Here is a 9,217-nt window from a genome sequence, read left to right as displayed (position 1 = left end):
GCGTGTTTTTTTTTTTTTTTCAGCCGGAAGACGGCATACGAGTTGGGAGCCCGTCTCGTGGGCTCGGAGAGGGGTATAAGGGACAGCCTGCGCGTCCGGCAGCACCGGCTGGCCGCCGGCGCCGCCGCCGACCCGGTCTCGGTCCTGCTCGCGACCGGGCTGACGATGCTGCTGGCCCTGGTCGCGCTGCTGTTCGCCATCGACTGAGCCATGCGGGGTGCGCATGGCTGCCGTGCGAAGCCTTCGCTGGTGTCATGGGCGGGCGGCGCCTAGCGTCGGTCCCGCCATGACACACAGGAGGACCGCACAGATGCGCGTCACGCTCGGCAACCCGGCTACCGTCCCCGCGCCGCCGAACCCCGCCTACTCCCACACCGCGTACGTCACCCAGGGCCCGATGCTGTACGTGTCGGGGCAGATCGCCCTGGACGAGAACGGCGAGGTGGACGCCCCCGGCGACATGACCCGGCAGTCGGAGGTCATCATGTCGCTGCTCGAACGCATCCTCGCGGCCCACGGCGCGGGCTTCGCCGACGTGGTCAACATCCGCTCGTTCCTCACCGACATCGATCTCCGCGCCGAGTACGGGGCCGTCCGGGGGCGGTGCTTCACCGGCGCGCCGCCGACCAGCACGACGGTCGAGGTGCCCCGCCTGTTCCACCCGGACGCGCTGATCGAGGTCGAGATCGTCGCCGCGATCCCGTAGCCGTCAGGGCCGCAGGTCGCCGGCCACGTCCCGCAGGTCCGCCAGGAACGCGGTGACGGCCGGGGACCTGCGCGCGTGCCGTCCCACCGCCGCGTAGACGGAGCGGCGCGGCCGGCCGGACGCGACCGCGCGCACCACGACGCCGTCGCGCGCCACGGCGGACGCCGCCAGCGCGGGCACCAGCGTGACGCCGAACCCCTCCGCGACCAGGCCCAGCTTGGAGATCCATTCGGCGACCCGCAGCGGCGTCTCCGGGACGAACCCGGCGGCCTCGCACCGCGCGCGCAGCGCGGCGATCGCCTCCGGGTCGTCGGCCACGATCCACGGCTCGTCCGCCAGCTCGCCCAGCGGGACGCGGTCGCGGCCGGCGAGCCGGTGCCCGCTCGGCAGCGCGACGAGGAGCGCCTCGTCCAGCAGGGGCACCAGGTGCTCGGCGTCGATCGACGGATGCTTGTGCGTGCTGACCAGGACGAGGTCCAGATCGCCCGCGTCCAGCATCGGCAGCAGCCGCTCGGTCGTCCCCTCGCGCAGCACCGGCCGCACACCTGGGTGCCGGTCCCGGAACCGGGCGAGGGCGCAGCCGGTGGCGCACTGAGGAACGAAGGGCGCCACCGGAGGGTGCCGAGGGCTCGCAGGCATGAAAAAACGCACGAGCACGGCGTTCGCGGTGGGGAAGGCGCCGACGCGCAGCGTCCCGGTATCAAGGCGGCGCAGCCCGTCGAGCGCGCGGGCCGTGTCGGCGAGCCGGTCGAGGAGGGCGCGCGCGTGCGGCAGCAGGTACTCCCCCGCCGGCGTGGGCCGGACGCCGCGGGCGCCGCGCGCGAACAGCTCCACGCCGCAGATGTCCTCCAGCGCCGCGATCTGCCGCGAGACCGCCGACTGCGTGTATCCGCCGGCGGCAGCGGCGGCGGTGAAGGAGCCGAGGTCGGCGACGGCGACGAACGTCCGCAGCAGCACGGGGTCGAGGGCTTCGGCGCGCACCCGTGAAGGATACGAGCCGGCCCCGATAGGCTCGCCCCATGCCCGAGACCCGTCCGTTCGTCAGCCTGGCGACCGACTTCGGGGCCGCGTACACGGCGATCTGCGCGGGCGTCGTCCACACGATCGCGCCGGCGGCGAACGTGCTCGTGCTGAGCGACGAGATCACCCCGTTCGACGTCCGAGAGGGCGCGATGCTGCTCCGCCAGGCGCTCCCCTATCTGCCGGTGGGCGTGCACACGGGCATCGTCGACCCGGGCGTCGGCACGCCGCGCCTGCCCGTCGCGATCGAGACGGGACGCGGGGACGTGCTGGTCGGCCCCGACAACGGCCTGCTGCTCCCGGCGGCCGGGAAGCTGGGCGGCGTCGTCCGGGCGCATGCGCTGGAGAATCCCGCCTACCGGCTGCCCGAGGTGTCGACCTCGTTCCACGGCCGCGACATCTTCTCGCCCGCCGCCGCGCACATCGCGAACGGCGTCGACGTGGCCGATCTCGGCGCGCCGGTCGAGCCGCTGGCGCTGGACGTCCCGCCGCCGATGATCGCGGACGGGACGCTGACGGTCCCGGTCCTCTACACCGACCGCTTCGGCAGCCTGGTCCTGGGCGCCGAGCGGGACGACCTGGCCGCCGCGTTCGGCGACCTGGCACCGGGAACCCGGCTGGACGTCACCTGGGAGACCGGCACCGCGCGGCTCAGCTTCGAGGAGACTTTCGGCAGCGTCGCTCCGGGCGAGCCGCTGCTGTGGATCGACTCGTCCGGCTGGCTGGGCCTGGCCGTCAATCAGGGCTCGGCCACCGACGCGCTCGGCCTCACCGGCGCCGACACCCTCACGCTCCGGAAGACGGACTGAGCGGCGTGGCGTTCCTCGACGTGGTCGCGTGGGTGCAGGTGTGGGACGGACGGATGCTCGCCGTCCGGTCCCGGGGCCGTGACTTGCTCTACCTGCCGGGCGGCAAGCGCGAGCCGGGCGAGGACGACTGGTCGGCCCTGTCGCGTGAGGTCCGCGAAGAACTGGCCCTGGAACTGGACCGGGCGTCCTTCCAAGAGCTGGGCGTCATCTGGGCGCCGGCCCACGACCAGCCCGACTTCGCCCACGTGCGGATGGCCTGCTTCACCGCCTCCTACCAGGGCGCCATGACACCGGCCGGTGAGGTCGACGAGTACGCCTACGTGGGACGAGACGACAGGCACCTGCTCGCCCCCGCGTCCCAGGCCGCGCTCGATCTGGCCGACAAGCACGGCCTGCTCAGCTCGTGAGCGCGAGGCCGCTGCCGATTCCGAGGGCCAGCGAGAACAGCGCGGCGACGACGGCGACGGCGGAGGCGCCGCGCGCGGGACGCGACCGCTCGTCCGACCGCCGGAACAGCGGGACGATCCAGCGCAGGTAGTAGAACACGCTCGCGACCGAGTTCACCGCGGCGACGACGGCGAGCCAGACGTAGTCGCCGTCCAGCGCCGCGCCGAACATCAGGACCTTCCCGACGAACACGGCGGTCGGCGGGGTGCCGATGAAGCCGAGCAGGCAGACGACGAGCGACAGGCCGAGCAGCGGGGAGCCGCGCATCAGCCCGGCGTATCCGGCGAGGTCGTCGCGTCCGTGGGCGAGGACGACCGCGAACGCGCCCACATTCGTCACGGCGTAGGCGGCGACGTAGTACAGCAGCGCGGGCTCGGCCAGGTCGGTGCGTCCGGCCATCGCGACCGGGACGAGCAGGTAGCCCGCCTGGCTGACGGTCGAGTACGCCAGCAGCCGCCGCACATTGTCCTGCCCGAACGCGGCGAGGTTGCCGAGCGTCATCGTGGCCGCGGCGATCACGGCGACGAGCGCGGGCCAGAACGTTCCGGGCGGCAGGGCCTCGGCGCCGAACCGGTAGAGGGCGGTGAACGCCCCGATCTTCGGGACGGTCGTGACGAACGCGGCGATCGCGGGCGGGGAGCCCTCGGTGACGTCCGGCACCCAGAAATGTCCGGGGACGGCGCCCGCCTTGAACAGCAGCCCGGCGAGCAGCGCAACGACACCGGCGGCGACCGCCGCCGAAGGGGCGTCGGCCAGCCCGGCGCGCAACGCGGGGTACGCGGTGCCGCGTCCCACCCCGAACAGCAGCGTCACCCCGGCGAGCATGAAGACGCCGAGCAGCGCGCCCATCAGGTAGTACTTCAGTGCGGCCTCGGTGCCCGGCGCGTCCTTGCCGAACCCGGCGAGCGCGTAGGCGGGGATGCTCGCCAGCAGGTAGGCGGCGACCAGCACGAGCAGGTCGGACGTGGCGCCCAGCACGATCGTCCCGAGCGCCGACAGCAGGATCAGGACGTAGTGCTCGCTCTCGCGCGGATGCCCGCGCACCTGCCCGGCCGCCAGGGCCAGCACGCCGAGGGTCGCGCCGAGCACGGCGATCCGGGTGACGTGCGTGATCGGGTCGACGGCGAACGCGTCGAACACCATCAGGTCGGCGCGGGTCGCCGCCACGCCGGCGACGGCCAGCCCGGCGACGAGCCCGGCCGCGCAGATCACCGCGACCCGCCACTGCCGCTCGCGGGGCAGGAACAGCCCGTTGACCAGGCCGAGCACGGCGGCGATCAGCACGCACAGCTCGGGGGCGAGGTCGGCGGGGTTCTCGTTCATCACCGTCCCACCAGGGCGATCACGGCGGCCGACAGCGGCTCGATCGTGTCGAGCAGGCCGCGCGGCGCGACGCCGATGAGCAGCGACAGGAGCAGCAGCGGGGCGAGCGCCGCCAGTTCGGGCCGCCGCACGTCGGTGACCCGTGCGGTCAGCTCGCCGGGCGGCCCGAGCACGGCCCGGTGCAGGACGCGCAGGAACAGCGCCGCCGTGATCAGGATCCCGGTGATCGCGAGCGCGCCGGTCACGGCGGCGGCGGTCGTGCCGCTCCCGATCGTCCCGGCGAAGATCTGGAACTCGGCGATGAACCCGGACAGGCCGGGCAGCCCGAGCGACGCGAACGCCGCGACCGCGACCAGCCCGGCGAACACGGGCGCGCCGCGCGCGATGCCGCCGAACCGCGTGAGGTCGTAGCTCCCGGCCCGGTCGTGCAGGACCCCGCACAGCAGGAACAGCGCGCCGGTGACGAGCCCGTGGCTGACCATCTGCGTCACCGCGCCGGTCACCGCGAGGCGCCGCGCGTCGGCGTCGCCGGACGCGTACCCGGCCGCGCCCAGCGCCAGGACGATGTACCCCATGTGGTTCACGGACGTGTAGGCGATCAGTCGCTTGACGTTGTCCTGCGCGAGCGCGACCAGCGCCCCGTACAGGACGCTGACCAGCCCGACGATCAGGAAGACGAGCGCGTAGCGGCGCCAGGCGTCCGGCAGCATCGGCATCGCGATCCGGACGAGCCCGTACGTGCCCATCTTCAGCATGACGCCGGCGAGGATCGCCGACCCGACGGCGGGCGCGTCGGTGTGCGCGGGCGGCAGCCAGGTGTGGAACGGGACGATCGGCGTCTTGATGCCGAGGCCGATCCCGATGGCGAGGAGCGTCAGCCCGGCGAGGCCGCCGTGCAGCGGCGGGTTCCGGGTCAGCTCGACCATGTCGAACGTGTTGGGGTCGGCGCCCAGGTAGAGGCCGATGAAGCCGAGCAGCAGGATCAGCGACCCGAGGAACGTGTAGAGGAAGAACTTCAGCGCCGACCGCGACCGGTCGCCGTGCCCCCACAGCAGGATCACGAAGTACATGCCGACGATCGACAGGTCGAAGAAGACGAAGAACAGCAGGAGGTCGAGGGCCGCGAACAGGCCGAGGCACACCGTCTCCAGGAAGAGGAACAGGATCGCGAACGCCCGCACCCGGTGGGTGTGCCGCAGCGAGTACACCGCGCAGGCGGCGAACAGCACGGCGGTCAGGGCGAGGAGCGGCAGCGACAGGCCGTCCACACCGACGTGGTAACCGGCCCGGACGGACGGGATCCACCGCACGTTCGTCTCGAACGACATCCCGGCGGACGTCCCGTGGGAGACCCACATCCAGGTGACGAGGGCGACCTCGGCGAGGGTGGCGGCGATCCACGTCCACGGGACCGCGCGGCGCGGGACGGCCGGCAGCGCGGCCGCGACGGCGAGCGGCAGGAAGATCACGACGGTCAGCATCGGCTCACCCGGCCAAGACGGCGACGACGACGAGCACCGCGAGCACGATCGCGGCCTGGGCGTAGTAGATGTGGACCTGCCCGGTCTGCGGATAGCGGGCCATCGTGGCGAGGCCCTGGGCGGCGCGGCCGACCCTGCCGACCAGGCCGTCCACGCGGATCTCGACCCGGCGTCCGGTCAGGCCCGCCGCCCACCGGCCGCCCCGCGCGGCGCTCCGGACGGCGCCGTCCACGACCCGGTCGTCGAACCGGGCCAGTGCCCGAGCGACCGCGAACGTGGGCCGCACCACCACGGCGACGGTCGCCCGCTCCAGATACACCCATTCCGCCGCCCACGCGGGCGCCGGGACCCTTCGGGCGACCCCGACCGCACCAATCGTGATCACCGCAAGAGCCCCGGAGAGGACGAGCACCCAGATGTCGAGCCCGCCCTCGTGCGGCACCCCGAGCATCCGGCGCCAGGCTTCGGCCACGCCCGGAAGCCCCGGCACGCCGAGCACGCCCGCGGCGAAGGCCAGCACGATCAGGGGGATCTGCCCCAGGACCGGCACCCGTACGGCCTCCCCTTCGGCGGGACGGAACACCGCGAACAGGGCCTTCGCCGCATAGGCGGCCGACAACACTGATGCCGCGAGCCCGACCGCGAGCAATCCCGCCGGCAGGCCCGCGAGCACCTCGTCCTTCGTCACCCACAACGACAGCGGCGGGACGCCCGCCAGCGCGAGCGCCCCGACCCCGAACGCGGCCCCGACGACGCGATGCCGCCGGGCCGCGCCCCGCAACTCGTCCAGCCGCTGAGTCCCGAGGACGTTCAGCCACGCGCCCGCGCACAGGAACAGCAGGCTCTTCACCGCCGCGTGCGCGACCAGGTGCGCCGTCCCGCCGCCCACCGAACCGGCCCCCGCGCCCAGCACCATGAAGCCGATCTGCGAGCACGTGGACGCGGCGAGGAGCTGCTTGAGATCGGTCTGCGCGAGCGCGACGCCGCCCAGCACCAGGGCGGTGACCGCGCCCGCCCACGACACCAGCGCCTCCACCCATCCCGTGGCCGCCAGCAGCGGGTGGACGCGCATCAGCAGGTACGCGCCGGCGGCGACCATCGTCGCCGAGTGCAGCAGAGCCGACACCGGACTCGGGCCCGACATGGCCCGCGCCAGCCAGAACGAGAACGGAAGCTGCGCCGACTTCCCCAGCGCGGACACCACGATCCCGGCCGCGATCAGGTCCCGCCAGGGGACGTCCGCCTGCGCCAGCGCGTCGAGCCGCAGCGAGTGGGCTCCGGCGAGGGCGAACCCGGCGGCCGCGTACAGCCCCATGTCGGCGGCCCGCGTCGTCAGGAACGCCACGTCCGCCGACCGGACCCGTTCCGCGTCCGACCACACGTAGCCGATGAGCGCGTACGACATCGCGCCCATGACCTCCCAGCCCATCAGCAGCATGAGCAGGTCGGTCGCGGTGACCGTGACCGCCATCGCCACCGCGAACAGCAGCATCAGCCCGTAGAAGCGGACGCCGTACCGCTCTCCGGCCGAGAACACGAGGACCGCCACCAGGACGACGGCCAGGGTCACCAGCAGCACGGCGGACAGCCCGTCCACCGCCAGCCCGCCCAGCCGAACGCTCATCCTTTGAGCTCCCCCGCGTCATCGGTCATGTCCACCTCGCGGGCGCGGAACAGCGCCGTGACCACGGCGAAGCCCATCGCCATCTCCAGCGCCATCACGGTGATCGCGACGAGCACGAGGACCTGGCCGTCCGGCATACCGGGCGACACCCAGTGCCAGAACCCGGCCGCGGCGACCAGCACGCCGTTGATCATGAGTTCGAGGCCCATCATCAGCATCACGATCGACTGCTGGGACAGCGCGCCGAACAGCCCGACGCAGAACAGCGCGGCGGCGAGCAGCAGGAACGCCTCAAGCGTCACGGTCGTACCGCCCCCGCTGCGTCGCCAGCACCACGGTCGCGATCATGGTGGCCAGGATCGCGATCCCGATCACCATCATGACCAGCATCTTCGCCCCCATGATCGACTCACCGAGCGCGAACGCCGGGTCGGGCGGCGGACGACCCGCGCGCTCCGGCCACGGGATCGCGAAGATCCCGGCCGCCAGCGCCGCGAACAGGACGCCCGAGACGGCGAGCGCGCCGCGCTTGTTGTGCAGCATCGACATCGGCATCAGCCCCGCCGGGTTCATCATGTACATGACCATGAAGACCGCCATCACCAGCATCTCCATGATCATCATGAGGATCACCAGCACGCCCAGGTAGTGCAGGCCGACGAGCAGCAGCACCGCCCCGACGCACAGGAAGGACGCCAGCAGCGAGAACGTCGCCCGCGCCATCGAGTCCACGATGAAGACCGCGATGCCGAACCCGACCGCGGCGACGGCGAGCACCCAGAACGCGGCGTCCTCCACTTGCCCCTCCTCACACGACGACGATCCCGACGACGAGCATCTGCAGCAGCGCGGCCGGGATCAGCACCGTCCACGCCGCCGTCATGAACCTGCCCATGCGCAGCGTCGGCACCCGTCCCCGCGTCCACACGAGCAGGGCCAGGACGGCGCAGGTCTTCACCAGCGACCACAGCCAGCCCGGAAGCAGCGGCCCCGCCCCGCCGCCGAGGAACAGCGGGACGGCGACGGCCGCCGCCACCGTGAGCAGCCCGTACCGTCCGGCCAGGAAGACGAGCCGGTCGGGCCCGGACAGCTCGGCCATCGCCCCGCCGGCCAGGTCGCCGCCCACCGGATGGTCGAACGGCCCCCAGAACGTCATCGCGAGCGCCGAGACCAGGTAGACGGCGAACGCGACCGGCATCCAGACCGCGAACCACAGCCCGTCCTGCGCCGCCGCGATGACCCGCAGGTCCAGCGAGTGGGCGGCCAGCGCGGCGGTGATCAGCGCGAACATGTGCGGCAGCTCGTAGGCGAGGCCCTGCGCGAGGAACCGGTAGCCGCCGACCAGCGCGTACGCGGAGTTGACGCCCCAGCCGGCGAGCCACACCGATCCCCAGGCGACGACCTCCATCGCGTTGAACCAGACGACGCCGACGCCCGATCCGACCGCCACCCGGTCGCCGAACGGCACGACCAGCGCCGCGAGCGCCGCCGCCACCGGCAGCGAGATCACCCCTATCCGCGTCAGCAACCGGTCGGACGTGGCCGTCACGCGCCGCTGCATGGTCAGCAGGCGCACGGCCTCCTGGAAAGGCGCGGCAGGACGTCCTGCCAACGCGCCACGCAGCGTCGCCGCCGCGACCGCCAGCACACCGAGCACGACGACCTCAACCATCGATCGCCCCAAGGTCCGGATCGAGGCTCGCCACGACCAGCCGCACCTCGCCCAGCTCCGCCCCTTCCAGCAGCGACGGCAGCACCTCAAGCGACTCCCGCGGCCGCCCCTCCGCCCCCTCGATCTCCCGGAGCC

Annotated in this window: 11 protein-coding genes; 4 read left to right on the top strand and 7 right to left on the bottom strand. The window is 73.0% G+C overall.

Going from position 1 to position 9,217, the window contains the following annotated elements:
- Nucleotides 1-207, top strand: a 207-nt coding sequence (locus HUX53_RS08050; RefSeq protein WP_217919201.1) for a hypothetical protein, incomplete at its 5' end; no start/stop codon positions are given.
- 103 nt (nt 208-310) lie between these two features.
- The gene (locus tag HUX53_RS08045) at nt 311-706 is read left to right on the top strand and encodes a RidA family protein (RefSeq protein WP_176402529.1); all 396 of its coding nucleotides are present in this window, start codon (nt 311-313) and stop codon (nt 704-706) included.
- Nucleotides 707-709: 3 nt separating this feature from the next.
- Here the strand turns inward: HUX53_RS08045 and HUX53_RS08040 are convergent, their stop codons facing one another.
- Nucleotides 710-1,687, bottom strand: coding sequence for a LysR family transcriptional regulator (locus HUX53_RS08040; protein ID WP_309237111.1), 978 nt, complete (start codon nt 1,685-1,687; stop codon nt 710-712).
- Between the two features lie 38 nt (nt 1,688-1,725).
- On the opposite strand from HUX53_RS08040, the gene HUX53_RS08035 reads away from it, so the two are divergent.
- Together HUX53_RS08035 and HUX53_RS08030 are read left to right on the top strand one after the other, a co-directional pair.
- Nucleotides 1,726-2,535, top strand: coding sequence for an S-adenosyl-l-methionine hydroxide adenosyltransferase family protein (locus HUX53_RS08035; protein WP_176402528.1), 810 nt, complete (start codon nt 1,726-1,728; stop codon nt 2,533-2,535).
- 5 nt (nt 2,536-2,540) lie between these two features.
- A complete protein-coding gene (locus HUX53_RS08030; RefSeq protein WP_176402527.1) occupies nt 2,541-2,942 on the top strand; it encodes an NUDIX domain-containing protein in 402 nt (133 codons plus the stop codon).
- Here HUX53_RS08030 and HUX53_RS08025 read toward each other — a convergent pair.
- The 6 genes from HUX53_RS08025 to HUX53_RS08000 are packed head-to-tail and all read right to left on the bottom strand — an operon-like array spanning nt 2,932 to nt 9,082.
- A complete protein-coding gene (locus tag HUX53_RS08025) occupies nt 2,932-4,305 on the bottom strand; it encodes an NADH-quinone oxidoreductase subunit N (protein ID WP_176402526.1) in 1,374 nt (457 codons plus the stop codon). The genes HUX53_RS08030 and HUX53_RS08025 overlap by 11 nt on opposite strands.
- Nucleotides 4,305-5,786 (bottom strand): NuoM family protein, encoded by a 1,482-nt coding sequence (locus HUX53_RS08020; RefSeq protein WP_176402525.1) that lies wholly within the window; start codon nt 5,784-5,786, stop codon nt 4,305-4,307. The genes HUX53_RS08025 and HUX53_RS08020 overlap by 1 nt, the downstream gene beginning before the upstream one ends.
- A gap of 4 nt (nt 5,787-5,790) precedes the next feature.
- Complete coding sequence (locus HUX53_RS08015; protein ID WP_176402524.1) at nt 5,791-7,410, bottom strand: NADH-quinone oxidoreductase subunit L; 1,620 nt, start codon at nt 7,408-7,410, stop codon at nt 5,791-5,793.
- A complete protein-coding gene (gene nuoK / locus HUX53_RS08010; protein WP_176402523.1) occupies nt 7,407-7,712 on the bottom strand; it encodes an NADH-quinone oxidoreductase subunit NuoK in 306 nt (101 codons plus the stop codon). The genes HUX53_RS08015 and nuoK overlap by 4 nt, the downstream gene beginning before the upstream one ends.
- The gene (locus HUX53_RS08005) at nt 7,702-8,208 is read right to left on the bottom strand and encodes an NADH-quinone oxidoreductase subunit J (protein ID WP_176402522.1); all 507 of its coding nucleotides are present in this window, start codon (nt 8,206-8,208) and stop codon (nt 7,702-7,704) included. Before HUX53_RS08005 ends, nuoK begins: the two co-directional genes overlap by 11 nt.
- 10 nt (nt 8,209-8,218) lie before the next feature.
- Entirely contained in the window at nt 8,219-9,082 is an 864-nt protein-coding gene (locus HUX53_RS08000; protein WP_176402521.1) for a complex I subunit 1 family protein, read from the bottom strand.
- Nucleotides 9,083-9,217: the final 135 nt, after the last annotated feature.

This window comes from Actinomadura sp. BRA 177 (assembly GCF_013372625.1).
In the GTDB taxonomy this organism is placed as follows: Bacteria; Actinomycetota; Actinomycetes; order Streptosporangiales; family Streptosporangiaceae; genus Spirillospora.
This window is presented reverse-complemented; position numbering and strand designations above follow the sequence as displayed.